Here is a 26096-nt window from a genome sequence, read left to right as displayed (position 1 = left end):
AATTGCGGTTCGAATTTGGGTCAGAACACCCTGAAATGATGGCGCACCACCTGCAGGCCCAGATCGGTTAGCCTCTGTTCGAACGCGCGGTGTGGTGGCAGGGCTTCATCCGGCAGCCGGATACGTTTGCCCGAGCGCAGGCAGGCCGAGACCCGCACCGAGAAGTCCCAGCGGGTGTCGAACCGCATGTATTTGATTTCCTCCAGCCGCACCGCGCCACTGCGGCTGCCGGTGAACCAGCGCAGCTCTCCGCCCTCGATCGAGAGCCCGGCGCTGGTATCGGCATAAAGATCCCAGAGCGCGGGCAGGGTGGGCAGCGCTAGCAGCGCCATCAGCCACCAAGCGGCGTCGAACAGGATGATCGCGGCAATGAGCGCGGCATAGATCAGGATCAAGATCGCCACCGTGCGCGGGGCACGGTTGTGGCGGGTAAAGCGAAAGGGCTCTGTCACTGATCGCCCGTCACGTTATCTGTGGTCAACATGATGTGGACGTGCAAGACCAGTGGCGGGATTGGACCGCTACATGCAACCTCATCGGCGCTTGCCGTGGTGATCGGTGGGGTCTTGCGCACGCGCACTTTCTCAGAGCTTGAAGACACGCTGGATGTCCCCCAGCGCCTCTTTCTGCCGCACTGTCAGATCGGCGTCCGCATCCAAACTGCCCCGGATTACACTCAACAGAGGTTGCAGCGTTTCTGTTCCCGCGAGTTTGAACAGTTTGCGCCCGATACGCGATAGCGCCGGATCGGCGCCGCCGCATTGCGCAACCAGCCAGCGCGACAGGACGATGGCCTCTTCTGCGGTTTCTGCATCCATGCTCAGCGTTTTGCGTAGTTGCACATGCAGGCGGTCGCGCTGATCCTGAGTGGGCAGGCCGTCGAGCTCCTGAAACGCGATGGCCATGGCGGCGATTGCGAGGTCCGGATCGTCGATCGCTTCGACCGGGTGCAGGCTGCTATTGCGGCGAAAACCGAAGCGGCGGGCCGCGAGGCGCACGTCATTGGCCATATCTGCCAGCTCTCCCGCCATTTCGGCAGTACGGCGGGCGTGTATCAGAAAAAAGAAAACAGCGGCAAGGATGCCAACGGCGGCAATGAGGATGGGCACGAAATCAACTCCTGAATGATCTACTCGCGTACAGCACACTTGGGTTTAGATCAGGCCGCCTTGATCCGTTCAAGCATTTCCCGGCTGTCGCGGCTCAGATCGAGTTGGGCCAGAATGCGCATCAGCTGCGCCCGGATCAGGTCCTGCCGGTCCGCATCGTAACGTTTCCAGGTCTGGAAGGCGGTGCACATGCGGGCGGTGGTCTGCGGGTTGACCGGGTCGAGGCGGATCAGCCAGTCGGCCAGCAACTCGTACCCCGCGCCGCTTTCATGGTGAAAGCCCGCGTGGTTCATCGCCAGCGCGCCCATCACCGCGCGGAAGCGGTTGGGGTTTTTCCAGTTGAAATCCGCGTGTTCGGTCAGCGTCTTGGTCAACCCCGGCGTCTTGTCCGGCGCCGCCAGCGCGATCTGCAGGCCGAACCACTTGTCGATCACCAGACGGTCGTGTTGCCACTGGTCGTAGAAGGCGGCCAGTTCCGTTTCACCCTTGCCGGACTTCAACAGGCAGGACAGCGCACTCAGTTGCAGCGTCATGTTGTCGGCCCGCGCGTATTCTCCCGCCGCCTGCGCCCCGCCATCGAGACGCGAGATCAACGCCAGCGCAGCGCTGCCAAGGGCGCGCTTGCCGGATTGTTCGGCATCGGGCCGGTAGGGGGCGTCGATCAGCGATTGGCCGTGCAGGCGTGGCAGCAGGTCCTGCATGTGCTGGGCGGTGGCCTGTCGCAACGTCTCGACCGCGGTCCAGATCGCCATCGGGTCGGGCGTGGTGCCGCGCTCGTGCAGGGCGGCGGCCAGTTCCGACTGGGTGGGCAGGCCGAGCATCAGGGCGCGATAGGCCGGGTCGAGGCTGTCATCCCGCAGCACGGCGAGCAGGCCGTCGAGATAGTCGGCATTCGGGGCCGCATCCTCGGTGATCATGCGTAACAGCGTGTCTTGCGCCAGCGCGCGTCCGGCCTCCCACCGGTTGAAAGGATCGGTGTCGTGGGCCAGCAGAAAGGCGCGTTCGGCGGGGGTGGTGTCTCGGTCGATAACCACCGGCGCTGAGAAGCCGCGCAGGATCGAGGGCACCGGTTTGGCCGCCAGCCCGTCGAAGGTGTAGCTTTGGCTTTCCTTGGTCAGTTCCAGCATTTGCGTGCCCAGCACCTCGTCACCATTTGGCCCCAGCAGGCCAACCGCGACCGGGATCACCTGCGGCTGCTTCTCGGACTGGCCCGGGGTGGGGGCGGTGCTCTGGCTGAGGGTCAGGGTATAGGTGCCATCGGCCCAATCCTCTTCGACCTTCACCCGTGGCGTCCCCGCCTGCGAATACCAGCGCTTGAACTGGCTCAGGTCGCGGGTCGTGGCATCCTCGAAAACTTGTAACCAATCCTCGATGGTGCAGGCCTGCCCGTCGTGACGGTCGAAATAGAGATCCAGCGCCTTGGCATAGGGCTCATCCCCCACTAGCCGCTTGAGCATGCCGATGACCTCGGCGCCTTTTTCATAGACGGTCGCCGTATAGAAGTTGTTGATTTCCTGAAAGCTTTCCGGGCGAACAGGGTGCGAGAGCGGCCCCTGATCCTCGGGGAATTGCCGCGCGCGTAGGTCGATCACGTCGTGGATGCGTTTGACCGAGGCCGAGCGCATGTCGGAGGTGAACTGGGCGTCCCGGAACACCGTCAGCCCCTCTTTCAGGCAGAGCTGGAACCAGTCGCGGCAGGTGATGCGGTTGCCGGTCCAGTTGTGGAAATACTCATGCGCGATGATGGCTTCGATGCGTTCGAAATTGGCATCCGTCGAGGTTTCGGGGCTGGCCAGAACGGCCGAGGAGTTGAAGATGTTCAGCCCTTTGTTCTCCATCGCCCCCATGTTGAAATCGTCCACCGCGACGATATTGAAAACGTCCAGATCGTACTCGCGGCCATAGACGTCTTCGTCCCAGGTCATCGACTTCTTCAGCGCCTCCATGCCGAAAGCGCATTTACCCTCGTCGCCGGGGCGGACATAGAGATTCAACGCCACGTCGCGGCCCGAGCGGGTGGTGAAGCGGTCGGAATGGGCTACCAGCTCTCCGGCGACCAACGCGAACAGATAAGCCGGTTTCGGCCACGGGTCGGTCCATTCGGCCCAGCCGTCACCCGATCCGGTTGGGTTGCCGTTCGACAGCAGCACCGGGTGGGGGCCGTTGATGCGCACGGAGAAGGTGGACATCACGTCGGGGCGGTCGGGGTAATAGGTGATCTTGCGGAAGCCCTCGGCCTCGCACTGGGTGCAGTACATGCCGTTGGACATGTAGAGCCCTTCGAGCGCGGTGTTGTTGCCCGGGTCGATTTCAACCTCGGCTTCCCACGTGAAAGGTGCGTCGGGGACGGGGCATGTGAGGCCCTTATCGGTCAGTTCCGGCGTGACCTCTTGCCCGTCGATGGCGGTGCGGATCAGTTTCAACTCTTCGCCATGCAGGAAGAAGGTTTTGTCCTCGGCGTCCGGGTTCGGACGGAACGCGATGCGCGAGGTGACGCGGGTGGCGTGCGGCACAAGGTCGAAGGTCAGGTGGACGCTGTCCACGATATAGCCGAACGGAGTGTGGTCCTTGAGATAGATCGTGGTGGGGGAAGCGTCGCGCATTGGGGGCCTCATCGCGTTGGTCTCAGGCGCGACGTTATGGAGTTCGCGCGGGGGCTGCAAGCGGGTGCACGTGTGCTGCGGGTGCGCGGATGCCGGGTTCCGGCGGGCAGGACGCAGCGGAGCACGTTGCCTATCGGAAACATTCGTTCTAATTGGGCTGCATGCAGTGGCACACAATGGCAAGAGGGACGGCGGATATGAGCGGCAGACAGAACCGGAGCGGGTTGCAGGTGGCCTCGGAACTGGTGGATTTCATAGAAAATCATGCCTTGCCCGGAACCGGGATTGACGCCGAAAATTTCTGGGCCGGAATGGCGCGTATGGTGACCGAACTGGCGCCGAAGAACCGCGCGCTTCTGGCCAAACGTGCCGAGATGCAAAGCCGGATCGACGCCTGGCATGTGGCGCGCCGAGGCGAGGCACATGACCCTGCTGCCTATGAGGCCTTCCTGCGCGAGATCGGTTATCTGGTCGATGAGGGGCCGGATTTTGCCATCGACACCGCCAATACCGACCCCGAGGTTGCCGCGATCCCCGGCCCGCAACTAGTGGTGCCCATCACCAACGCCCGCTTTGCACTGAACGCCGCCAATGCGCGCTGGGGCAGCCTCTATGATGCGCTCTACGGCACCGATGCGATGGGCGATGTGCCTGCGGGCAAGGGCTATGACGCAGCCCGTGGTGCGCGAGTGATCGCGTGGGCGAAAGGGTTCCTAGATGAGGCCGTGCCGTTGGCGGGCGCCAATTGGGCCGACGTGACAGGATTCGATTTGGAACCGGATGGGCTTGTGTTTAGGACGGAAGACGCTGAACGCAAACTGCTTCGGAGCGAACAGCTTGTTGGGTTTAAGCAGGACTGTCAGGAAATCGTTTTCAAAAACAACGATCTGCACATTCGGATCGTTTTGGACGACAACCATCCTATCGGCAAAACAGATCCGGCTCGCATCGCTGATGTCATACTGGAGGCCGCGCTCTCCACCATCATGGACTGTGAGGACTCTGTGGCGGCTGTTGATGCCGAGGACAAGGTGCTGGCCTACGGCAATTGGTTGGGTCTGATGAAGGGTAACCTGACCGAAGAGGTGACCAAGGGCGGAAGGACTTTCACACGGGAACTAGTCGATGATCTGAACTACACGGCGATTGATGGCTCTGAGGTGATGCTCAAGGGCCGCTCGCTGATGCTGGTGCGCAATGTGGGCCACCTGATGACCAATCCGGCGGTGCTCGATGCCGAAGGCAACGAGATCGGTGAGGGGCTGCTGGATGCGCTCTGCACCACCATGATCGCGATGCACGATCTGCAGCGCGAGGGCGGCAACTCGGACCATGGCTCGGTCTATGTGGTCAAGCCCAAGATGCACGGGCCGGAGGAGGTGGCGTTCTCGGTCGAGATCTTCGATATGGTCGAGGCCATTCTGGGTCTGCCGCGCAACACGGTGAAGCTGGGCATCATGGATGAGGAGCGGCGGACTTCGGTGAACCTCAAGGAGTGCATCCGCGCTGCGAAGTCGCGGGTGGCCTTTATCAATACTGGCTTTTTGGATCGCACCGGCGACGAAATCCATACCTCGATGGAGGCCGGGCCGATGCTGCCCAAGGGCGATATCAAGAACACGCCGTGGATTGCGTCTTACGAGGATCGCAACGTCGATATCGGGCTGGCCTGCGGGCTGAAGGGCCGGGCGCAGATCGGCAAGGGCATGTGGGCGATGCCGGATCGGATGGGGGATATGCTGGAGGCCAAGATCGGCCATCCGATGTCGGGCGCGACCTGCGCCTGGGTGCCGTCGCCCACCGCCGCGACGCTGCACGCAACTCATTACCACAAGGTCAACGTATTGACCCGGCAGGACGAGCTGGCCGCTGGTGGCGCGCGTGGTACGTTGGACGATCTATTGACCATTCCGCTGCTGGGTGGGCGCAACCCGAGCGACGAGGAAATCGCCCGCGAGGTGGAGAACAACGCGCAGGGTATCCTCGGCTATGTGGTGCGCTGGGTCGATCAGGGTGTCGGCTGTTCGAAAGTGCCGGATATCCACGATATCGGGCTAATGGAGGACCGCGCGACCTGCCGGATCTCGTCCCAGGCGCTGGCCAACTGGCTGCATCACGGTGTGGTCGATGAGGCGCAGGTGATGGCGGCGATGCAGAAGATGGCCGCCGTGGTGGATCGGCAGAATGCGGATGATCCGACGTACAGGCCGATGGCGCCGGGGTTTGACGGGATCGCGTTCCAGGCGGCCTGCGATCTGGTCTTCAAGGGGCGGGTGCAGCCTTCGGGCTATACCGAGCCGGTTTTGCATGGGCGGCGTCTGGAACTGAAGGCCAGCCTGGGCTGAGCGGCAAGGGACGGGAACGAGGGGGCTGTCTGCCCCCTCGCGCTCCCCCGAGGATATTTTTGAACAGAAGAAGGAAGCAGGGATGGTGATTTCTTTGCGCAAGGCGCGCACGATCATTCGCAAGACGCTGGACAAGGGTCGGGAGATGGAGCTGAAGCCGCTCTCGGTCGTGGTGCTGGATGCGGGCGGGCATGTCATCGCGTTCGAGCGCGAGGATGGTGCGGCGCCGGGGCGGTTCGCGATCGCGCATGGCAAGGCTTATGGCTCGGTGATGCTGGGCATGGCTGGCACTGCCCAGATGCAGCGGGCCGAGGCACAGGGGTATTTCATGGCTGCGGTGAATGGCGTTTATGGCGGGCAGGTGGTGCCGGTGCCGGGCGGCGCGCTGGTGCGTGATAAGAAGGGTGCGGTGATCGGGGCGGTTGGGGTCACCGGCGACACGTCGGACAACGATGCCGCGGCGGCTCTGGCCGGGATCGAAGGCGCTGGGCTGAGCGGCGAAATCTGATCCTTAACGCGCAGCCGGACGGGGATCGCTGGCCAGTTTTCCGGCCAGCCAGGCGGCGATGGCAAAGGTCGCGATCCCGCCCGCCATGTCCGTCAGGTAATGGCCGCCATGTGACAGGATCGCCGGCACCATGGCGAGGTTGAGGGCGAGCGCCGGCAAAAACAGCACCGTGCCCCGCAGATACCAGATCATCAGTAGCGCCATGACCGTGTGATAAGACGGAAAAGCGATGGTGCCGACGATGTCGGTCGGTGAAATCACTGGCAGGCCATGATCCACCAACTGTCTCAGATACGCGCCATATTGCATATTGGTGACCAGGTTCATGGCTTCGGCCGTCTCGGCCGGGATATTGTGGAACGCCGAGGGGCCAATGCTGGGGGCCAACCACCAGATCAAGGTGGTAAGCAGTAGGCCGAGGCTACCGGCCAGCAGCGCGCGGTGGAGCTGCCCGATCCGGCCCGTCAGTGCCAGAACTGCGATCAGCACGAAGAGCTGCGGCAGGGAACTGTGGTAGACAAGCGCCAGAACGCGGGCGATTTCGGGGTAGGTGGCCACGGATTGCACGAAATCGGGCCAGGAATAGCCAAGAGCGGCGTCGACGCGCTCCAATTGTTGATCAAACAAGGCACCCGTCATCGGGAAGCGCAGATAGATCAGCAGTGTCGTGGCGCCCGTAAAACCCAGATAGAGGCTGTTGGCGATTGCAAGATGGGCCAGATTGGGCTGGTTCTTTTTCATGCGGATGTACAGGCCAGCGGCAAACAAACCCAGAGATGGCACCAGAGTCAGCCCGAACGCCCCCCAGGCCACCGCCTGCCCCTTTAGCGCCGCCAGAGCCACGCATAGCATTGCCGCCCCGGCGAGAAGCCCGATCAGGACGCGCTCATTCCGGTCAAGAACGATACGCGCGCCTTGCGTGGGGGATGTCACGTTGGTCTGAACCGACAACTCGGTCATGTGATGCCACACTCCTGCTGTTTGGCGCAATTTCCACCGGCTTTGTGTCCAATCTTTGTTACTTTTGCGGGATTGTTGAGAAATTCACAGTCGAGGCTGCGAAACCGCACTTTGAAACCCGGGCTGGTTTTGGCATGAAGGTCTGAACGGTTTGATTGTGTACGAGGATTGAATGGCGCGTCCGGTTGTTGGCATCATTGGCAACTCCTATCTGATGAACGACCAGTACCCCACCCATGCGGGGGGGACGATGAACTCGGACGCGGTGGCCAATGTGTCGGGATGTTTGCCGCTGCTGGTTCCTGCCGATCCGCGTTTTGTCTCGGTTGCCGAACTGATGGAGATCTGTGACGGGTTCCTGCTGACCGGCGGACGGCCAAATGTGCACCCTGAGGAATACGGCGAGGCCGCGACCGAGGCGCATGGGGAGTTCGACCGGGCGCGCGATGCCATAACCCTGCCGCTGATCCGGGCCTGCGTTGAGCGCGGCCAGCCGTTTCTGGGCATCTGCCGCGGGTTTCAGGAGGTGAACGTGGCGCTGGGCGGCACGCTTTATCCTGAGATCCGCGAGCTTCCGGGGCGGATGAACCACCGGATGCCGCCAGATGGCACTCTAGAAGAGAAATTTGCCCTGCGCCACGTGGTGACGTTGACCGAGGGCGGCGTCTTCCACCGTCTGTTCGGGGCGCCCGAGGTGATGACCAACACGCTGCACGGGCAGGGGATCAAGGTGCCGGGGCAGGGGATCGTGATCGATGGTCATGCCCCGGACGGCACGCCCGAGGCCACCTATGTCAAGGATGCGCCGGGCTTTACCCTGTCGGTGCAGTGGCATCCGGAGTGGGATGCGGCCAACGATCCGGTTTCGCGCCCGCTGTTTCAGGCCTTTGGCGATGCGGCGCGCGGTTGGGTCGAGGGTAAGCGCACCGGTTTGTTCCAGAAATCTGCCTGATTACAGAACTTCGCAGAGAACTGGATCCATCCGGCATCGCCGAACGTGCCCGAAATCTTTGATTTCAGGCAGCGTCAGGTGCTTCAGGTATTTCGCGAAGTGCTATGGGCCGGTCCAGGTCACCTGCCAGTTCCAGCGCTTCGCTTAGAAAACGGTCCCGGACCGGGGCGGCAAACGGGTTGCTGCGCTCAATAGCTTCGAACACGCCGGGTGGGTCGTGGCGGACCATGTCGATGGCCTCGCGCAGCTTGTCGAAGCTGACCGTGGTCAGGCGGTCGGGCAGCGGGTCGATCCGGGACACGATCTGCGCGATGAAATGAGTCAGGCCCTGCACCACCGCCGCCTCCCGGTCATGATCCTCGGGCGAGACCAGATGGGGGCGCAGACCCAGCAGTTTGCGGCAGAGGGCGGCGAGTGTCAGGCAGGCATTTCCGCGTACCCGGCAGAGGGCGATCTTGCGGCCCGCGATGCCGTCAGCGGAGCTTTGCGGGCCGAACAGGGGATGGGTGCCGACAATGCTCACATGCGCGGGCAGTAGGCGCTCCATCAGCTGGACGGGTGTGACCTTGACCGAGCTGACATCCGCAACCACGGCGTCGGGCCGCAGATGCGGGGCGAGGTCGGTCAGGACGGGTTCCAACTGCGCCACCGGGACCGCGAGGATGACCAGATCGCAGGCGGCAGCCTGTGGCAGCGTGCCAAAGGACACTCCTGCCATATCCGCCGGGACCGGGCGGGGATCATGCGCCACCAGCGGTGTCAGCGGCGCGAGGTGCCGGGCGATGAGGCGGCCAAAGGCGCCAAAGCCGATCAGGCCAACAGAACGAATGAGGGGTCGGGATTGCATCGGGATACTCCGGGAGAAAGCCGCGATGCAGGGATGTGTTTCGTTCGAACCGCCTGTCGCGGCGGTTGAACATGAGTGAGCGCCCGCCGTTATCTGGACGGGATATAATAGAAATTACGGATGAAGGTCCGGTTGCTCATGCCTGCCCGTTAGCGGATCAGGATGGGCGAAGTCAACAGCCGGGAACAGGAAGAGGCCCCGCCCGTTGCCGGGTGGGGCCTATGTGCATCGTCAGACCAGCAGGTCGAAGTGATCGGCAAATGGCAGTGTGCGCACGCGCTTGCCGGTCAGGTCGAACAGCGCATTGCCCAACGCAGGCATCGAGGGCGGCGTGCCGGGCTCGCCCGCGCCGCCCATGTGGCGGTTGGTTTCAAGCACCCGGACCTCGACCTGCGGCGATGTATGCATCCGGATCGCGTCGTAGTCGGGGAAGTTGAACTGCTCCACCTCACCATCCGCAAAGGTGATGGCGCCATAGCAGGCCGCCGACAGGCCATAGATCATGCCGCCGAACATCTGCGCCTTGACCGTTTCCGGGTCCAGCGCCAGCCCCATGTCGCAGGCGATCCAGGCCTTGTTGATGCGGATGGTACCGTCTTCGTCCAACACCTCTATGACCTGCGCCACAGGCGTGCCGAAGCTGTAGGTGAAGGCCACGCCGCGGCCCACGCCGTCTGGCGTTTGGCCGGTCCAGCCGGACATCTCGCGCACCGCTTCCAGACAGCCTGCCGAGGGGGCGTGTTCGCTTTTCATCAGCTCCAGCCGGAATTCCAGCGGGTCGCGGCCGGCGGTATGGGCCATCTCATCCATGAAGGTTTCGTGGAAGAATCCGTTGTGGCTGTTGCCGACCGAGCGCCAGAAGCCGACCGGGATCTGCAGATCTGCGATATGGCCGCTGATGCGATAGTTGGGAACCGCATAGGGCTGGTTGAACAGACCTTCGACCAGCACCTTGTCAGGGCCGCCGCCGGCGAAGCCGGTGATCCGCTCGACCGCCTGGTGAGTGCAGGATTGCGAGGCCACCCGACCGTCGATCAGCACCGCCTTGCCGTCCTTGACCGCGCCGCGCATCCGCGCCATCGCGCCGGGGCGGTAGAAGTCGTGGCGCATGTCCTCTTCCCGGCTCCAGGTGGTCTGCACCGGCACGTTGGGCATGGCCATGGCGACCTTGGTGGCGATGACGCCGAAGTCGAACTCGCCCCGACGGCCGAAACCGCCGCCCAGATAGGTGGTGTGCACCTCGACCTGTTCGCTGTCCAGATTGGCGGCGGCGGCGATCTTCATCTGCATGAAGGTGGGCGCCTGATTGCCGCCCCAGAACTCCAGCTTGCGGCCCGAGAACAGCGCGGTGGCGTTCATCGGCTCCATCGTGGCATGGGCCAGATAGGGTACGGTGTATTCGGCGGTGATCTCGGTGGCGCCTTCGGGCATCACGCCGACATCGCCATCGTCACGCATGGTCGAGTTGGGGCTTTCGTCGAAAGCCTCGGCGATCTTAGCAAAGATCGCGTCGGTCTCGGGCGGGTAAGGGGCGTCCTCCCACTCGACTTCAATCGCTTCGACCGCCTGAATGGCCAGCCATGTGTTCGAGGCGACCACGGCCACGCCATCGCCCAGATCGACCACCTTTTCGACACCGGGCATGGATTTGGCGGCGCTGTCGTCAAAGCTCTTCATACTGCCGCCAAGTTTCGGGTTCATACGGACAGAGGCGAATTTCATCCCGGGCAGGCGTACGTCGATGCCGAACTCGGCGGTGCCGGTGGATTTGCCCACCATGTCGAGGCGGGGCAGGTTCTTGCCCAGATAGCGCCATTCGCCGGGGTCGCGCAGATGCGCCTCGACGGGGTCGAGCTTTGCGGCATCCATTGCCAGTTCGGGATAGGGGATCTTGCTGCCGTCTGGCGCGATCACGTGCCCCGCCTCGGTCGTCAGTTGCGACCGGTCCACACCCAGCCGCTCGGCCGCGGCCTGTTTCAGTGTCTCGCGGGCCGAAGCGCCGGCCTCGCGCATGCGTACGAACCCGTCCTTCATCGACGTCGAGCCACCGGTGACCTGCAGGCTGAGCACCTTGCCGATCACCCCAAGCGCCTCGGCCAGGTTGTGCTGGAAGTTCGAGATGTCATAGCCCTTGTTGGGCAGACCCTCGCCGATCATCGCGGTATTGTAATAGGCCGCTGCCGCCGGTCCGTGCAGGACGGTGATCTGATCCAGTTCCACATCCAGTTCCTCGGCGATCAGTGCGGCCCAGGTGGTCTTGACCCCCTGACCCATTTCGGCACGCGGCGCGAACAGGGTGACGCCGTTCTGGTCGATCAGGACAAAGGGGTTCAGCGCGGCCTCGCCTTCGCCCGGTTTCAGCGGGTTGGCGGCGGGGCGAGTGACGTAATAGGCGCCGAAGGCCACACCGCCGACGATGGCGGCTGAGCCGATCAGGAAGGTGCGGCGTACGATTTTACCAATGCTTGCCATCTCTTACGCCTCCTTCATCCGGGCGGCCGCATCATGGATCGCGGCGCGGATGCGGGGGTAGGTACCGCAGCGGCACAGGTTGCCCTGCATCGCCTCGTCGATCTCGGCATCCGTCGGCGCCGGGTTCTGTGCCAGCAGCGAGGCCGCCTGCATGATCTGGCCCGACTGGCAATAGCCGCATTGCGCCACCTGATGCGCGACCCAGGCCCGCTGGATCGCGGACATGGCGTCGGGGGAGCCGACGCCTTCGATGGTGGTCACCTCGCCCTGCACATCCGACAGCGCGATTTGGCAGGACCGCACCGCCTCGCCGTCGATATGCACGGTGCAGGCGCCGCACGCGGACACACCGCAGCCGAATTTGGTGCCGGTCAGTCCGATCTCGTCCCGCAGGACCCACAAAAGGGGCACGTCGTCAGGCAGGTCCACCTGATGCGCCGTGCCGTTGATGGTGAGAGAGGTTGCCATGGCGCGTTTGTCTCCGCTGAAGCTAGGGTTGCTGACATAATTAATTGAAAGTGTCAGCATGTCAATTGACAAATAGTGTTCGAACTGTCAGAGGTCGGATCATGAAAGATCTGGATGTCGATCCCAAACAGAAGGCGATTCTGATGTCGGCCTGGCAGGCCTTTGCGGCATATGGATTCCGCAAGACCTCGATGGATGACATAGCGCGCGGCGCGGGGATGTCCCGCCCGGCGGTGTATCTGCATTACAAGAACAAAGAGGCGATCTTTCGCAGTCTGGCGCAGCACTATTACGACATGGCGGCGGCGGATGTGGCCGAGGCGCTGGGCGGGGAGGGAACCATACGGGATCTGATCGCCCGTGCCTTTTCGGCGCAGGGCGGCGACGTGATGGCGGCAATGCTCAGCTCTCCGCATGGAATGGAGTTGCTGGATGCGAGCAACGCGACGTCCTCGGATATTTCCGACGCGGGCGAGGCGCGGCTGCGCGATCTTTATGCGGACTGGCTGGAGCGTGAGGCGGCGCAAGGCCGGGTGCGGCTGACCGGCGAGGCGCAGGATGTGGCCGCGACGATCACCGCCGCTCTCAAGGGGATCAAGGCCGCGGTGCCGAGTTATGACGACTACACCACCCGCGTGGCCCAACTGGCGGCTTTGATCGGGGCAGGGCTGGAGGTCAGGTGACCTTTTGCCGGATCTTGTATTCCGGCTTGTCCCACAGTCGGTTGGTCATGATGTCGGCAAGGATGTCGACGGCGCCCTGCACATCGCTCTCGTCGATATAAAGCGGTGTAAAGCCGAAGCGCATGATGTCCGGCGCCCGGAAATCGCCGATCACACCGCGCGCGATCAGGGCCTGCATGACGGCGTAGCCTTCCTGGAAGCGGAACGAGACCTGACTGCCGCGCAGGGCCGGATCGCGCGGGCTGGCCAGTTGCAACTCAGGGCAGGTGGCCTCGACCCCGGCGATGAACAACTCGGTCAGTTCAACGGATTTCGCGCGCACATCGGCGATATCGGCCATGTCCCAGACATCCATGGCCGATGTCAGCGCGGTCAGTTGGATCACCGGCGGCGTGCCGACCCGCATCCGCTCGATCCCTTCGCCGGGACGATAGTCGAGGTCGAAGGCAAAGGGTGCCTCATGCCCCAGCCAGCCCGACAGCGCCGGGCGTGCGGTGTCCGCGTGGCGCGGCGCGACATAGATGAAGGCGGGCGCGCCGGGGCCGCCGTTGAGATACTTGTACGTGCAGCCCACCGCGAAGTCGGCCTTACAGCCCGCCAGATCCACCGGAAACGCCCCGGCGGAATGGGCCAGATCCCAGTTGGTCAGGACGCCCTGCGCATGGGCCTTTTCGGTCAGCCGTTTCATGTCATGCAGGCGGCCGGTGCGGTAGTCGACCTCGGTCAGCATCAGCACCGCAATCTCATCGGTGATGGCGTCCTCGACCGCCTCCGGGTCGACCACCCGCAACTCGTAATCGCCGCCCAGTGAGCGCAGCAGCCCGTCGGCCATGTAGAGATCGGTGGGAAAGTTGCCGTTGTCCGACAGCACCACCTTGCGGTCGGGGTTCAACTCCAGTGCCGAGGCGAGTGCTTGATAGACCTTGATCGACAGCGTGTCGCCCATCACCACATGGCCTGGCTCGGCCCCGATCAGCCGTCCGATCCGGTCGCCCAGCCCTGTGGGCAGCGCCATCCATCCGGCCTTGTTCCAGCCGGTGATCAGCATCTGGCCCCATTCGTCCGCCATCATCTCCTGCACCCTCGCCTGCGCCGCGCGGGGCAGGGGGCCAAGCGAGTTGCCGTCCAGATAGAGCACGCCCTTAGGCAGATCGAACATCGCCTTGGTGGCGGCAAAATCGGTCATGATGGCCTCGTGATATTTTAAGCTTGAAGTAATTGCTTCCTGACCTAGCCGATTGGGCGCGGTCTGTCTACTACGGCGGCCTCAACTTCGGCGCAGGACCGACCAGATCACTGTGCCGCCCAGCCCGGTCAAGATCAGGCCAAAGAGAGCATCAATGGCCCGCCGCCCGCGTGCGAACGCCGCCATGGCCTGCGGCGTCGAGAACAGCGTCGCGGTGATCGTGTGCAGCAGCATGGCCAGCACCCCGCAGACCGCCACCACACCGATCAGAACCGGTGCCGAGGCATGGGCCGGAACAAACGCAGTAAGGATCGAGCCGTAAAACAGCGCCGCCTTGGGATTGCCCATGCTGACGAGCAGCCCGCGCCGAAAGGCCTTGCGCCAGGACAGGCGTGCACGCTCCGGTGTGCTCGGTGGTACATCCTGTAAAGCGGACCGCAAGGAGCGGACCCCGATCCAGAACAGATAGGCCGCGCCTGTCAGCCGCAACGCCTGCACCGCCCATGGGAAAAGCTCGAACAGGATCGAGACCCCCAGAACCGCGAGCGAGGCCCAGATCACCGAGGCCAGCGCCAGCCCGGCCGCGGTCGCCAGCCCCGCCCGCAGCCCGCCACTGAGCGAGGCGCTGATCACCGCGATCATGTTCGGCCCCGGTGTGATCCAGGCCAGCACGTTCACAACGAGAAACCCCACGATGGCCTCGGTCGTGCCCATCAGGTCTGACCGCCCGCGATCTCGATACACTGCCCGTTGATGCTCTGCGAGCCGGGGCGGACCAGCCACAGGGCCGCCGCCGCGACCTCTTCCGGAAGGATCAGACGCTTGTGGCGGTTCTGATCTGTCATGACCTTGAGCGCATCGTCTTGCGACAGCCCCGCGCGCTGAGAGATCGAGGTGATGTTGCGCTCGACAATCGGGGTGTCCACATAACCGGGGCAGAGCGCGTTGAACGTGTAGGAGGTGCCGAGGAATTCCTCGGAATAGCTGCGGGTCAGCCCGATCAGCCCATGTTTCGAGGCCGCATAGGCTCCAGCTCCCGGCGTGCCGCGCAGCCCGGCGATCGAGGCGACCGAGATCACCCGGCCCCAGTCCGTCTCAAGCATAGACCGCAGGCTCTCGCGGATGGTCAGGAACGCGCCGTCCAGATTGGTGGCCATGATGTCGCGCCAAAAACTCATGTCGGTCTTTTGCAGCGTCTTGCCGACGGCGATGCCCGCATTGGCGACACAGATCTGGATCGGCCCGCGCGCTTCAGCGACCGTAGCGATGCCTTTAGCCACACTCTCTTCGTCACGGACATCCATCGCCATGCCAGTGATGCGGTCGGTTGCGACCTGATCCAGCACCTCCTGTCGCCGCCCGGTGATGGTCACGGTCGCGCCTTCGGCTGCCAGTGCCCGCGCGATGGCCAGACCGATCCCGGTGCCGCCGCCGGTCACCAGCGCGTGTTTCCCGTCGAGTGTCATCTGTGCTCCTCCTTGCTGACCCGAACCCTATAGGTTGCGCTGCCTGTGACAAGACGCGCCGTCCCACGGGTGCACATTAAATGCAAAGATGTGAATGTAATTGTGAATCCCTGAGGAGGTCTGATGACCAAAACCTTGTCCGTCCTGCTGTTGGCCGCACTCGCCGCTCCGGCCTTTGCCAGCGAAGACATTGCCGACCAGTACCCGCAATCCGAGCTGTACTCGAAACCGGTCGAGGTGATCCCGCATGTCTATTCCGCCATCGGTGCTACCGCGCCGCCGACCTACGAGAATGCCGGGCACAACAACAACCTCTCGTTCATCGTGACCGGCGAAGGCGTGGTGGTGATCAACTCCGGCGCCTCCGACCGACTTGCCGCCGCCCTGCATGACGAGATCCGGCTGGTCACCGATCAGCCGGTGGTTCTGGTCATCAACGAGAACGGGCAGGGTCATGCCATGCTGGGCAACGGCTATTGGCGCGATCAGGGGGTGGATGTTCTGGCCCATGCGGACGCGGTGACTGAGACGCGCGAGAACGGAGATTTCATCCTGCAGGGGATGCGACGCTACAACAAGGAACGGGCCGAGGGCACGCGGGTCGAACATGCCAACCTGATATTTGAGGATGAGTACGTGCTCACTCTGGGTGGGATCGAGATCAGGGCACTGCACCTTGGCCCCGCGCATGATCCCGGTGATACGCAGGTCTGGATCCCGCAATGGGAGATCATGATCGCCGGCGACATCGCCTTTCACGAGCGTATGCTGCCGATCTTCGAACACACCTGCACCAGTTGCTGGATCGAGACCTGGGAGACCCGGCTGGAACCCATCGCCCCCACCTACATCATCCCTGGCCACGGCCACCCGACCAATTTCGAACAGGTGCGGCGCTATACCCTCGCGTATCTCAAGGACCTGCGTGCAAAAGTGGGCGCGCATATCGATGCGGGCGGTGATCTGGCCGAGGCCTATTATGTGGATCAGTCCAACTGGGCCCATCTGGACACGTTCGAAGAACTGGCGACCAAGAATGCGGGGCGTGTCTTTGAAGAGATGGAGTGGGAATAGGTCCGCAGGCAAACCGGTGTTCTGCCGTCACGTCAACGGCAGGAGATCATCCTGCTTGTCCCTCCGGTCCGGCAAAACCGTTCTTTTCTTGGCGATCCCGGGCACGCGACATGCACTTCCCCCACTGAAACAGATAAGAAGGCCCGCATGAACGGCATGAAGACATTTGCAATTCGGGCGACGGAGACCGCGCATGCGCCGAATTGATCTGCCGCCGGTCTGGCTGGTTGGCTTTGCCGTTCTGGCCTGGCTCCAGTCGCGTCACCTGTCGTTCGGTCTGTCTCTGGAGGGTGGGTTTACCGATCTTGTGAGCGGTCTGCTGATCGGCGGCGGGGTGCTGCTGATGGTCCTCGCCGTGGTCGAGTTCCGCCGCCACCGCACCACCATCATCCCGCATGAAACACCGTCGGCCATGGTGCAGACCGGCATCTACAAGCGCAGCCGAAACCCGATCTATCTGGGGGACGTGCTGATCCTGACCGGCCTTGTCCTGCGCTTTGATGCGGTGCTGTCGCTGGTACTGATTCCGGTTTTTGCCTGGGTGCTGGAACGCCGCTTTATCCTCCCTGAAGAGGACCGTCTGCGCCGCACGTTCCGGGCCGATTTCGCCCGCTATGAACGCAAGACGCGGCGCTGGGTGTAGGGGAAATCGGACCATGATCTGACGTTCCGAATGCTGCACTTGCGAAATAATCTTGCGCGAGATACATGTTTGCTTGGCAAACAATACTGACCTTCTGCTTGGCCTGACTGAAAATTAGGGGGACCCGACTGGTGAAGATAGGGACACCGAAAGAGATCTTTGACGGCGAGAACCGGGTGGCGATGACCCCGGACAGTGCGCTGCAGCTGCAAAAACTGGGCTATGAATGCGCCATCGAAACCGGGGCCGGTGCGGCTGCCGGGTTCTCGGACGAGGCGTACAAGGCCGCCGGTGTCGAGGTCGTCAAGACGGCGGCAAGCCTGTGGAAAACGGCCGATATCGTCGCCAAGGTGCGCCAGCCGAACGCCACCGAGCTGAAACGCCTGACCAAGGGCAAGACGCTGATTTCCTTCTTCAATCCCGCCGGAAACGAAGAGGGCATGGAGGCCGCCAAAGCCAAGGGCGCCAACGTGATCGCCATGGAAATGGTGCCACGTATCTCGCGCGCGCAAAAGATGGACGCGCTGTCATCCATGGCCAATATCGCGGGCTACCGCGCGGTGATCGAGGCGGGCAACAACTTTGGCCGTTTCTTCACCGGTCAGGTGACCGCCGCCGGTAAAGTGCCGCCCGCCAAGGTGCTGGTCGTGGGCGCGGGCGTGGCCGGCCTGGCCGCCATCGGCACCTCGACCTCGCTGGGTGCGATCACCTACGCCTTCGACGTGCGCCCCGAAGTGGCCGAGCAGGTCGAATCCATGGGCGCCGAGTTCGTCTATCTGGATTTCGAGGAAGAGCAGCAGGATGGCGCCGCCACCGGCGGGTATGCCAGCGTGCAGTCGGAAGAATTCCGCAACGCACAGTTGGCCAAGTTCCGCGAACTGGCTCCGGAAATGGATATCGTCATCACCACCGCCCTGATCCCCAACCGCGAGGCGCCCAAGCTGTGGCTTGAGGATATGGTCGCCGCGATGAAGCCGGGCTCGGTGATCGTTGATCTGGCCGCCGAGCGTGGCGGCAATGTCGAAGGCACGGTGGCCGACGAAAAGGTTGTCACCGACAATGGCGTGACCATCGTCGGCTACACCGACTTCCCCAGCCGGATGGCGGCGCAATCCTCGTCACTGTATGCCACCAACATCCGTCACATGATGACCGACCTGACGCCCGAGAAGGACGGGCAGGTCAATCACGACATGGAAGACGACGTGATCCGGGGCTCGACTGTGACGTTTGACGGCGAGATCACTTTCCCGCCGCCGCCGCCCAAGGTGCAGGCGATCGCCGCTCAGCCCAAAAAGGAAGTCAAGGAGCTGACGCCGGAAGAAAAGCGGGCGCAGGAGGTTGCCGAGTTCAAGCAGCAGACCAAAAGCCAAGTGACGCTGCTGGCCGTCGGCGGTGCGCTGATGCTGCTGGTGGGGGCCATCGCGCCGGCCAGCTTCATGCAGCACTTTATCGTGTTCGTGTTGGCCGTATTCGTGGGCTTTCAGGTGATCTGGGGCGTGTCGCATTCGCTGCACACTCCGCTGATGGCGGTGACCAACGCGATCTCGTCGATCATCATTCTGGGTGCGCTGATGCAGATCGGGTCGGGGTCCTTCCTGGTGATCCTGCTGGCGGCGCTCAGCGTCTTCATGGCCGGGATCAACATCTTCGGCGGCTTCCTCGTAACCCGGCGCATGCTCGCCATGTTCCAGAAATCTTAAGGAGGCCGGGTAGATGGAATTTGGCTTCACCACCGCCGCCTATGTTGTCGCGGCTGTTCTCTTCATTCTTTCGCTCGGCGGCCTGTCGAACCAGGAAAGCGCCAAGCGTGCGGTCTGGTACGGCATCGTCGGCATGGCGCTGGCGGTCTTTGCAACGCTGGCTGGTCCGGGCTCGGGCCTGTGGCTGCTGTCGCTGCTGCTGATCGCGGGCGGCGGTTTTATTGGCACCTATGTTGCGCAGCGTGTGCAGATGACCGAGATGCCGCAGCTTGTGGCGGCGATGCACTCGCTGGTCGGTCTGGCTGCGGTTTTCGTGGGTTTCAACGCGCATTTCGAACTAGGCCGCGTTCTGCTCATGGACGACACCGGGAAGAAGGCGCTTGAGGGCTTTGCCGCGCTTCTGGCCAAGAAAAGCAGCGCCGAGATCAGCATCCTGCGGGTCGAACTGTTCCTTGGTATCTTCATCGGTGCGATCACCTTTACCGGCTCGGTCATCGCTTATGGCAAACTGGCGGGCAAGGTAACCTCGGCGGCCACGAAACTGCCGGGCGGTCACATGCTGAACGCGGGCGCGGCGGCGCTCTCGTTCCTCTGCCTGATCTGGTATTTCAACACCGGCGGCTTCTTCCCGCTGTTCCTGATGACGCTGGCGTCACTGTTCATCGGCTATCACCTGATCATGGGTATCGGCGGCGCCGACATGCCCGTGGTTGTGTCGATGCTGAACTCCTACTCAGGCTGGGCGGCGGCCGCCATCGGCTTCTCCTTGGGTAACGACCTGCTGATCGTGGTGGGCGCGCTGGTGGGCTCAAGCGGTGCGATCCTCAGCTACATCATGTGCAAGGCGATGAACCGGCATTTCGTCAGCGTGATCCTCGGCGGCTTCGGCGGCCCGCAGGGTGAGCAGATGGCGGTCGAGGGCGAGATGATCGCCATCGAGGCCGACGGTGTTTCTGCGGCGCTGAACGACGCCGATAGCGTCATCATCATCCCCGGCTACGGCATGGCGGTGGCGCAGGCGCAGCAGGCGGTCAGCGAGTTGACCCGCAAACTGCGCGCGCAGGGCAAAGAGGTACGGTTCGCCATTCACCCCGTTGCGGGCCGTCTGCCGGGGCACATGAACGTGCTGCTGGCCGAGGCCAAGGTGCCCTATGACATCGTTCTGGAAATGGACGAGATCAACGAGGACTTCCCGGAAACAGATGTGGCCATCGTCATCGGCTCGAACGACATCGTGAACCCGGCGGCGCAGGATGACCCGAACTCTCCCATCGCGGGGATGCCGGTTCTGGAGTGCTGGAAGGCCAAGCAGGTCTTCGTGTCGAAACGCGGTCAGGGCACCGGCTACTCCGGCATCGAGAACCCGCTGTTTTTCAAGGAGAACACCCGCATGTTCTACGGCGATGCAAAGGCCAGCCTCGACAAGCTGCTGCCCATGATCAACTGACGGCAGGGCAGTGATTTAATCAGGGCGCTCTTCGGGGCGCCCTTTTTCTTTCGGGAGTCTCACCCGCTCTGATCCCATACTGGTGGCGCTCACATGGGGTGTATACTTTGGTATCCCGGTAAGTAACTGAAACAAAAGAGAATTGATGTATTTCCGATACTGCGTATAGTGGCGCGGATCTGCAGGAGCCGCCGATGACACCGATAGACGACCATCCCTTGCGCTATGCGCTGGCCAACGAGCTGCACGCGCGGCCCTTTCCGTCGTCTGCGGCCCCGTGCACGGTTGTGTTTCTGGCCATCAAACAGCCGGTCAACGCCGCCGGGCGCGATCGCGAGCAGGATCGGGCACATCTGCTGAGCCTGCTCGACCGGCACGGTGCCCCGCATCCTCAGCCCGGTGCCACGCATTATTCCGGGCAAATCGGGCGGCACTGGCTGAAATGGGAACAGCACACCGAGTTCGTCACCTACACCGCCTTTTCCCAAGGCGTCAGCGACCGCGCCTTCAACCCCGCCGATTTCGAGATCTTCCCGCCCGACTGGCTGGCGGACAGCCCCGGTCAGCGGGTGACTTCGATCCTGATGCGGGTGGCACCGTGCCCCGCCAACGATCAGATCAATGCGAGCCTGTCGGAGTGGTTCGCTGCCGAAAGCCTCGCCGCCGCGCGGGTGCTGGACGATGCGGCAGTCGCCGCCAGTGACTTTCGCATCGACCCGGCGGGGCATATGCGTTTCGCCGTTTTTACCTCGGAAGGCACCGGGCGTCAGCGTACCGGGCAGATCATCCAGCGCCTGTGCGAGATCGAGACCTACAAGGCGATGTCGATGCTGGGCTTTGCCCGGGTCAAGAAACTGGCCCCTGAACTCGGTGAGCTCGATAGCCGGCTGACGGAGCTGATGACCGAGATGACCGATGGCGACGCCGGCCCCGAGGAACTGCTGCCGCAATTGCTCTCGACCTCCACAAGGCTTGAGACCATGGCAGCCCGCTGCACCTTCCGCTTCGGCGCGACCGGCGCCTATGAGGCCATCGTGACCCGGCGGGTCGAGGCCCTGCGCGAAGACCGGTTCGAGGGGCGCCAGACGTTCTCCGACTTCATGGTGCGGCGATACGAGCCCGCGATCCGCACCGTCAAATCCACGGAAACCCGCCTGCGCGCGCTGTCAGACCGGGCCATCCGCGCTGGAGAGTTGCTGCGCACCCGGGTCGATGTGGAGCGCAGTGCCCAGAATCAGGCGCTGTTGGAAAGCATGGACCGCCGCTCCGCACTGGCGCTGCGCCTTCAGCACACGGTCGAGGGGTTGTCGGTCGTGGCGATCAGCTATTACGCTGTGTCACTGGCCGGCTATCTGCTCTACCCACTCACCGCGGCCGGGATCAGCAAGGGCACACTCACGGCCCTGATCACCCTGCCGGTCGTTGCCGCCGTCTGGTGGTCGATCCGGCGTATCCGCAAACGGCTGGACACGCGGCAAACCTGACCGGCCTTACCCACCCCCTGCTTCTTCTTGCCAAAAATACGCAAAAGAAAACGGCCGCCCCAAGCGGAGCGGCCGCCATGTCTTCGCAATGCTTCGGCTCAGCGCCCCCGGATCCTCGGGTCCAGCGCATCGCGTAGCCCGTCGCCAAGATAGTTCACGCTCAGCACGGTCAGTGAGATCGCCAGACCGGGCCAGAACACCCGCTCGGGGTACTGCTGCAGATAGTCGACACCGTCGAACAGCAACCGGCCCCATGTCGGGAAGTCAGGCGGGAAGCCGAGACCCAGAAAGGACAGAGCACTTTCCGTGATGATTGCGGTTGCAATCCCCAGCGTTGCCGACACCATGATCGGTGACAGCACGTTGGGCAGGATGTGCCGGGTGATGATCTGCGAGTTACTGGTGCCGATAGATCGGGCGGCCAGCACGAACTCACGCTCCTTGATCGCGAGAACATCGCCACGCACGATCCTTGCGGTCGGCATCCAGGACGTGATGCCAATGGCACAGACGATCAGGATGAAAATCCCGCGCTCCAAGCCGAAGGCGGCGGACAGGGGCTCGCGGAAGAGCAGCATCATGACCAGCAGGAGCGGCAGCAGGGGCAGGGCCAGGAACAGATCGGTCAGGCGCATCAGCGGCCCGTCCAGCCGTCTGAAGAAACCGGCGACGACCCCGATGAACGAGCCCAGGAACAGCGCCAGCAGCATCGCGGTGATGCCCACCGAGACCGAGGTCTGCCCGCCGGACATCATCCGCGCCAGGATATCGCGGCCCAGTTGGTCGGTTCCGAACGGGTGCGCCCAGCTTGGCCCCTGATTGCGTGCGCGGATGTCGATCTGCGTGGGATCGATACTCCACAGGTATGGCCCCAGATAGACGCCAGCGACGATGAAGATGAACAGCATCGCGCCCAGCATCGCGCCCTTGTGCGATTTGAATTGATCCCAGACATCCCGCCATTGGCTGCGGGGTGGGGTCGCCAACTCCTCCATCACGTCGGTGGTCGGCAGGGCGGTCGAGGCCGGGGCGAGCCCCTCGTCGGGGACCAGTGTGTCTGTGCGATCCTTATCAGTCATAGCGGATCCTCGGGTCCAGAATACCATAGAGAACGTCGGCGATCAGATTGAAAAGCACGATCAGCACGGCGAAGATAAAGGTGAGCGTCTGCACCATTGGCAGGTCATTGGCCTGAATGGCGCCGATCAGCAACTGGCCGATGCCATTCACCTTGAACACCTGCTCGGTGATGATGGCACCGCCGAAAATGGCCGGAATTCCCAGCGCGATCACAGTGACAACCGGGATCATCGAGTTGCGCAGGACATGCACCATGACCACGGTATATTCACTCAGACCCTTGGCGCGCGCGGTGCGGACATAGTCCTGGTTGAGGTTGTCCAGCATCGAGGCGCGCATGAACCGGCTGAGCTGCGCGGTGATCTGTAGCGCCAGCACCATCACCGGCATGATCATCTGCCTGAGCTGGTAGACGAAGCTGTCCCAGTCGTCGACCCGGTGCGTCGTGTCATAGATCGACGGGAACCAACCCAACTGAACTGAGAAGATCACGATGACCAGAACCCCGGAGAAGAAGGGCGGCACAGAAAAGCCCACCATTGACACGAAGGTACCGGCCTGATCGAACCATGAATACTGGCGGTAGGCCGAATAGATGCCGATTGGCAGGGCGATCAGGATGGCGACGACATAAGCTGTGCCGACAACCCACAGAGTCTGCGGGATGCGCTGCACGACGATGTCCATCACCGGCGAGCGGGTCTGCCACGAGATCACCCGCAAGTCGCCTTGCGAGAAGGTGGTGCCGAACATCGAATCGATCAGCACCTGCGGCTCGATCCAGAAGAACTGCACGATCCACTTCCAGAACCGGATATGCATCGGCTGGCCCAGCCCCAGCGCCTCGCGCATCTTTTCCTTGACGTCCGGAGGCACCGTCAGTGGCACCTGCGCCATGGGATCGCCCGGGGCAAGCTCAAGTAACAGGAAGATCACAAGACTGATGAACAAAAGCGTCGGAACGGCAAGGACCAGACGGCGGATGGTGAAGGTCAGCATTCGGGTGCGCCTTTGTTTATGAGTCTTTTTCTTGAGTCAGATGCCAGAGGCCGCGCCCCGAAAGAGACCGGAGCGCGGCATTGCAAGACTAACGCTTAGGAACCGGTCTTGCGGAACCAGTCAGCTGCGTTCCACAGCTCACTATCCCACACATTCAGAACCACACCGCCCAGCGTGGTCGAGTGTGCGGAAATACGGCCACGGTGCACCAGCGGGATCATGCCGCCGTTTTCCACCATGATGTCGTTCAGACGACGGGCGATCTCGGCCCGGGCGTCTGCATCGGCGGTTTCGGCCAGTTGCGCGTGCAGTTGGTCGAACTCTTCGTTGCAGAAGCGGCTGATGTTCTCACCCTGCCACTGGCTTTCCGGCTTGGGTGCCTTGTCGCACAGGCCGTTGCCCAGATAGGACTGCGGGTCGGTGCCGTTGAAGGTGTTGGCGTACATTTCAACGTCGGCATAGAACTTCTGGAAGGTGTCGGGCGAACCCGGGTCACCGCCGAAGAACACGGATGCGTTGATGTTGCGCAGCTCGGTTTCGATGCCGATCTGGCTCCACCACTCCTTGATCAGCGCCTGGAAGTCCTGACGCACCGCGTTGGTCGAGGTCTGATAGACGATCTTGAGCGGCACGCCGTCCTTTTCGCGCACGCCGTCACCATTGGTGTCGACGATGCCCGCATCGTCCAGCAGCTTCTTGGCACCTTCGATGTCCTGCTGGTCGCAGGTGAAGGTGGTCGAGTTCACCGCAGCAGGCGCGGGAACCCAGTTACAGGTCACCTGACCGGCCTTGCCATAGCCAATTTCAACCAGCAGCGGACGGTCGATGGCCAGCGACATCGCCTTGTAAACGGCCGGATCCTGCAGGAACGGATGCGGATGTGTGGCGGTCGAGCGTTCGCCTTCGGCCAGATCGGGCGAGGGGTTGGTCTGGTTCAGCATGATGCGTTCAACCAGCGGGCCGAAGCCTGCCACCGGAACGCCTTTGCCGCCTGCTTCCATCTGCGCGATCACTTCCGGCGCCAGTTGCAGGTTCCAGGCATAGTCAAACTCGCCGGTTTCCATCACGGCCCGGCCGGCCGCAGTCGCATCGCCGCCGCCCTTGAAGGTCAGCGTCGCAAACGCCGGCTTGTTCGGGTCACGATAGTTGTCGTTGGCCTTCATGGTGATCACGTCGTTCGGCTTGAACTCGGTGACGACAAACGGGCCGGTGCCGATAGGGCCAAAGTTCTCGGTGGTGCATTCGGGGGCCTTGGCGCCCATGCACTCAGCGAATTGAGCGGCCTGAATAATTGGACTTTCGCCGCCCACGAAGGGTCCGTATGGGAAGGGGGTCGGCTTGTCGAAGGTGACCTTGACGGTCAGATCGTCCAGCGCCTCGACCGAGGTCACGCCTTCGAACTTGGTCACCTGCGCGCAGCCGCCTTCGGGATGCATGCAGTAATCGGCAGTGAATTTCACGTCAGCCGAGGTGAACGGAGTGCCGTCGGACCACGTGATGCCTGGCGCGATCTTCCAGGTGATCGAGGTCAGATCCTCGCTCACGCCGCCATTCTCGACGGTCGGAATCTCGGCGGCCAGATAAGGCACCATGTTGCCGTCCTGGTCGTAACGGGCAAGCGGTTCGATGACGAGCGACGAGGATTCGACGTCCTTGGTGCCGCCCGACAGGAACGGGTTCAGGATCGACGGGGCCTGCCAGTAGATAATGCTGACATTGCCGTCCGATCCGCGCTCGGCAAAGGCCGCGGGGGCCAGCGCCGTGCTCGCAATCGCGCCGAGTAAAAGAGCTTTGACTTTCATTATACACTCCATGTTGGACACTTACGTGTCTCGATTATCTCCGCAGTGCCTGCGGATTTGGCGTTGCCGTTTCGGGTTCAAACTGTTGAAACAAAATCGAAACGCAGGCTGCGTTCCGTGAATGTCGCTCTCTCCCCCAGAACGGTTACGAGCTGTATCGAAACAGAGTTTTGGAAAATTGCAAGCCTTGCCGTCGGGAAAAACCGCAATGGATTTGACTTTCCCCGCCTCGCGGCCTTAGCGTTTGGCTCTCAACCATCAGGGG

At 62.7% G+C, this 26096-nt stretch carries 22 protein-coding genes; 9 read left to right on the top strand and 13 right to left on the bottom strand.

What is annotated here, in order from left to right:
- Positions 1 to 20 precede the first annotated feature (20 nt).
- From GOX53_RS16995 to pepN, 3 genes are all read right to left on the bottom strand, one after another.
- On the bottom strand, positions 21 to 452 hold the full coding sequence (locus GOX53_RS16995) for a hypothetical protein (protein ID WP_171178397.1): 432 nt from the start codon (positions 450 to 452) through the stop codon (positions 21 to 23).
- Positions 453 to 584: 132 nt separating this feature from the next.
- Positions 585 to 1109 carry a hypothetical protein gene (locus GOX53_RS16990; protein ID WP_171178395.1) on the bottom strand — a complete coding sequence of 175 codons (525 nt, stop codon included), beginning with the start codon at positions 1107 to 1109 and terminating at the stop codon, positions 585 to 587.
- A gap of 50 nt (positions 1110 to 1159) precedes the next feature.
- A complete protein-coding gene (pepN, locus tag GOX53_RS16985) occupies positions 1160 to 3712 on the bottom strand; it encodes an aminopeptidase N (protein WP_171178393.1) in 2553 nt (850 codons plus the stop codon).
- Positions 3713 to 3909: 197 nt separating this feature from the next.
- Here pepN and GOX53_RS16980 point away from each other — a divergent pair, with 197 nt between their 5' ends.
- Together GOX53_RS16980 and GOX53_RS16975 are read left to right on the top strand one after the other, a co-directional pair.
- Positions 3910 to 6057, top strand: coding sequence for a malate synthase G (locus GOX53_RS16980; RefSeq protein ID WP_171178391.1), 2148 nt, complete (start codon positions 3910 to 3912; stop codon positions 6055 to 6057).
- An 82-nt stretch (positions 6058 to 6139) separates the two neighbouring features.
- Positions 6140 to 6565: a heme-binding protein gene (locus GOX53_RS16975; RefSeq protein ID WP_171178389.1), complete on the top strand. Its 426-nt coding sequence runs from the start codon at positions 6140 to 6142 to the stop codon at positions 6563 to 6565.
- Between the two features lie 3 nt (positions 6566 to 6568).
- Here GOX53_RS16975 and GOX53_RS16970 read toward each other — a convergent pair whose 3' ends face one another.
- Positions 6569 to 7525: a phosphatase PAP2 family protein gene (locus tag GOX53_RS16970; RefSeq protein WP_171178387.1), complete on the bottom strand. Its 957-nt coding sequence runs from the start codon at positions 7523 to 7525 to the stop codon at positions 6569 to 6571.
- A 172-nt stretch (positions 7526 to 7697) separates the two neighbouring features.
- Here GOX53_RS16970 and GOX53_RS16965 point away from each other — a divergent pair, with 172 nt between their 5' ends.
- A complete protein-coding gene (locus tag GOX53_RS16965; RefSeq protein WP_171178385.1) occupies positions 7698 to 8477 on the top strand; it encodes a gamma-glutamyl-gamma-aminobutyrate hydrolase family protein in 780 nt (259 codons plus the stop codon).
- A gap of 64 nt (positions 8478 to 8541) precedes the next feature.
- Here the strand turns inward: GOX53_RS16965 and GOX53_RS16960 are convergent, their stop codons facing one another.
- From GOX53_RS16960 to GOX53_RS16950, 3 genes are all read right to left on the bottom strand, one after another.
- On the bottom strand, positions 8542 to 9324 hold the full coding sequence (locus tag GOX53_RS16960) for a prephenate dehydrogenase (protein ID WP_171178383.1): 783 nt from the start codon (positions 9322 to 9324) through the stop codon (positions 8542 to 8544).
- Between the two features lie 231 nt (positions 9325 to 9555).
- Positions 9556 to 11796 carry a xanthine dehydrogenase family protein molybdopterin-binding subunit gene (locus tag GOX53_RS16955; RefSeq protein ID WP_171178381.1) on the bottom strand — a complete coding sequence of 747 codons (2241 nt, stop codon included), beginning with the start codon at positions 11794 to 11796 and terminating at the stop codon, positions 9556 to 9558.
- Positions 11797 to 11799: 3 nt separating this feature from the next.
- Positions 11800 to 12264 (bottom strand): (2Fe-2S)-binding protein, encoded by a 465-nt coding sequence (locus GOX53_RS16950; protein WP_171178379.1) that lies wholly within the window; start codon positions 12262 to 12264, stop codon positions 11800 to 11802.
- A gap of 101 nt (positions 12265 to 12365) precedes the next feature.
- Between GOX53_RS16950 and GOX53_RS16945 the strand changes: the two genes are divergently transcribed.
- Positions 12366 to 12947 carry a TetR/AcrR family transcriptional regulator gene (locus GOX53_RS16945; protein ID WP_171178377.1) on the top strand — a complete coding sequence of 194 codons (582 nt, stop codon included), beginning with the start codon at positions 12366 to 12368 and terminating at the stop codon, positions 12945 to 12947.
- Here the strand turns inward: GOX53_RS16945 and kynU are convergent.
- From kynU to GOX53_RS16930, 3 genes are all read right to left on the bottom strand, one after another.
- Positions 12940 to 14133, bottom strand: coding sequence for a kynureninase (gene kynU / locus GOX53_RS16940; RefSeq protein WP_171178376.1), 1194 nt, complete (start codon positions 14131 to 14133; stop codon positions 12940 to 12942). The genes GOX53_RS16945 and kynU overlap by 8 nt on opposite strands.
- An 81-nt stretch (positions 14134 to 14214) precedes the next feature.
- The gene (locus tag GOX53_RS16935) at positions 14215 to 14847 is read right to left on the bottom strand and encodes a LysE family translocator (RefSeq protein WP_171178374.1); all 633 of its coding nucleotides are present in this window, start codon (positions 14845 to 14847) and stop codon (positions 14215 to 14217) included.
- A complete protein-coding gene (locus GOX53_RS16930; RefSeq protein ID WP_171178372.1) occupies positions 14847 to 15599 on the bottom strand; it encodes an SDR family NAD(P)-dependent oxidoreductase in 753 nt (250 codons plus the stop codon). Before GOX53_RS16930 ends, GOX53_RS16935 begins: the two co-directional genes overlap by 1 nt.
- 123 nt (positions 15600 to 15722) lie before the next feature.
- On the opposite strand from GOX53_RS16930, the gene GOX53_RS16925 reads away from it, so the two are divergent.
- The 5 genes from GOX53_RS16925 (at position 15723) to GOX53_RS16905 (ending at position 21950) form a co-directional block, all read left to right on the top strand.
- Positions 15723 to 16673, top strand: coding sequence for an MBL fold metallo-hydrolase (locus GOX53_RS16925; protein WP_171178370.1), 951 nt, complete (start codon positions 15723 to 15725; stop codon positions 16671 to 16673).
- A 193-nt stretch (positions 16674 to 16866) separates the two neighbouring features.
- Complete coding sequence (locus GOX53_RS16920; protein WP_171178368.1) at positions 16867 to 17316, top strand: isoprenylcysteine carboxylmethyltransferase family protein; 450 nt, start codon at positions 16867 to 16869, stop codon at positions 17314 to 17316.
- 131 nt (positions 17317 to 17447) lie between these two features.
- Positions 17448 to 19019: a Re/Si-specific NAD(P)(+) transhydrogenase subunit alpha gene (locus tag GOX53_RS16915; protein ID WP_171178366.1), complete on the top strand. Its 1572-nt coding sequence runs from the start codon at positions 17448 to 17450 to the stop codon at positions 19017 to 19019.
- Positions 19020 to 19032: 13 nt separating this feature from the next.
- Entirely contained in the window at positions 19033 to 20466 is a 1434-nt protein-coding gene (locus GOX53_RS16910) for an NAD(P)(+) transhydrogenase (Re/Si-specific) subunit beta (protein ID WP_171178364.1), read from the top strand.
- A gap of 194 nt (positions 20467 to 20660) precedes the next feature.
- On the top strand, positions 20661 to 21950 hold the full coding sequence (locus tag GOX53_RS16905) for a DUF3422 family protein (RefSeq protein ID WP_171178362.1): 1290 nt from the start codon (positions 20661 to 20663) through the stop codon (positions 21948 to 21950).
- Between the two features lie 98 nt (positions 21951 to 22048).
- Here GOX53_RS16905 and GOX53_RS16900 read toward each other — a convergent pair whose 3' ends face one another.
- From GOX53_RS16900 to GOX53_RS16890, 3 genes are all read right to left on the bottom strand, one after another.
- Positions 22049 to 23029, bottom strand: a complete 981-nt coding sequence (locus GOX53_RS16900) for an ABC transporter permease (protein ID WP_171178360.1) — start codon at positions 23027 to 23029, stop codon at positions 22049 to 22051.
- Entirely contained in the window at positions 23022 to 24029 is a 1008-nt protein-coding gene (locus GOX53_RS16895) for an ABC transporter permease (protein ID WP_171178358.1), read from the bottom strand. The genes GOX53_RS16900 and GOX53_RS16895 overlap by 8 nt, the downstream gene beginning before the upstream one ends.
- Before the next feature lie 95 nt (positions 24030 to 24124).
- Positions 24125 to 25831: a peptide ABC transporter substrate-binding protein gene (locus GOX53_RS16890; protein ID WP_171178356.1), complete on the bottom strand. Its 1707-nt coding sequence runs from the start codon at positions 25829 to 25831 to the stop codon at positions 24125 to 24127.
- Between the last annotated feature and the right edge of the window lie 265 nt (positions 25832 to 26096).

It is taken from the genome of Ruegeria sp. HKCCD8929 (genome assembly GCF_013031405.1).
GTDB lineage: Bacteria > Pseudomonadota > Alphaproteobacteria > Rhodobacterales > Rhodobacteraceae > Ruegeria.
This window is presented reverse-complemented; position numbering and strand designations above follow the sequence as displayed.